This window comes from Kitasatospora sp. NPDC059571, from assembly GCF_042735675.1.
Lineage (GTDB): Bacteria > Actinomycetota > Actinomycetes > Streptomycetales > Streptomycetaceae > Kitasatospora.
The window spans coordinates 18,818-20,073 of record NZ_JBHWBW010000106.1 but is presented as its reverse complement, the minus strand read 5'-3'; the positions used below and the strand labels follow the sequence as shown (position 1 = coordinate 20,073).

Genomic DNA, 1,256 nt, shown 5'->3' with positions numbered 1-1,256 from the left:
GCCCCCGGCGCGGGCGGGGGCGCCCCCCCCCCCGCCCCCGCGGGGGGGGGGGGGCGCCGCCCGCCCCCCCCCAGCGGCGTTGTGGGGCCGCGACGGGCCGCGTGAACGTGTCGTGTTCATTCCGCGCGGTGTGCGCAAGCCCCTTGCGGCGACGGCCGGGCGGGCGCTTCAATCTCGGTTAGGAAAGTTTCCTAACAGGGAAGCGCGGATCCGCGGCACCCCCATGCCCCCGCGCAGTCGAGCAGACGGAGCGTCCCATGAGTGCCAAGCACCGTACCGCCCGCACCACTCGCACCACCCGGGCCGCCCTCGCGGTCCTGCTGGCGGCCGTCCCGGTGACCGTCGCCGCGGTCAGCGCCGGCCAGGCCGACGCCTCCGTCGTCCGGGCCGCGTCGGTCGGCCTGGACGACGCCCACAAGAAGGAGATCGCGATGGAGCTCGTCTCCAGCGCCGAGAACTCCTCACTGGACTGGAAGGCCCAGTACAAGTACATCGAGGACATCGGCGACGGCCGCGGCTACACCGGCGGCATCATCGGGTTCTGCTCCGGCACCGGCGACATGCTGCAGCTGGTCCAGCACTACACCGACCTCAAGCCCGGCAACGTCCTCGCGAAGTACCTGCCCGCCCTCAAGAAGGTGAACGGCAGCGACTCGCACTCCGGCCTCGGCTCGGCCTTCACCAGGGACTGGGCCACCGCCGCCAAGGACAGCGTCTTCCAGCAGGCCCAGAACGACGAGCGGGACCGGGTCTACTTCAACCCCGCCGTCTCGCAGGCCAAGAGCGACGGCCTGCGCGCGCTGGGCCAGTTCATGTACTACGACGCCATCGTGATGCACGGCCCCGGCGGCGACTCCGACAGCTTCGGCGGCATCCGCGCCGCGGCCATGAGGAAGGCCAAGACCCCCGCCCAGGGCGGCGACGAGACGGCGTACCTCAAGGCCTTCGCGGACGCCCGCAAGGTCGTCATGAAGAAGGAGGAGGCGCACGCCGACACCAGCCGGGTCGACACCGAGCAGCTGGTGTTCCTCAGCGCCAAGAACTTCGACCTCAACCCGCCGCTCAAGTGGAAGGTCTACGGCGACCCGTACCAGATCAACAGCTGACCGGTCGCCACCGCGTCCGCCGTGGGCCCGGGCGGGGCCCCCCCCCCCCGCGGGGCCGGGGGGGGGCGGAGAAGGGGCCCGCCCCGCCCCGCGCGCCGCCGCCCCCCCCGGGATGGGGCCGCCCGCCCCCCCCCCCGGCAGGCCCCCCGC

The 1,256-nt window shown here is 73.6% G+C and carries 1 protein-coding gene; it reads left to right on the top strand.

Features of this window, described 5'->3' with window-relative positions; genetic code table 11:
* Window positions 1-257: 257 nt before the first annotated feature.
* Window positions 258-1,106 carry a chitosanase gene (locus tag ACFV0G_RS15070; RefSeq protein WP_380546671.1) on the top strand — a complete coding sequence of 283 codons (849 nt, stop codon included), beginning with the start codon at window positions 258-260 and terminating at the stop codon, window positions 1,104-1,106.
* Window positions 1,107-1,256: the final 150 nt, after the last annotated feature.

Excerpts from the sequence above, each read along its gene's own strand:
- ACFV0G_RS15070 (WP_380546671.1), top strand. The coding sequence starts at position 258 with ATGAGTGCCAAGCACCGTACCGCCCGCACCACTCGCACCACCCGGGCC.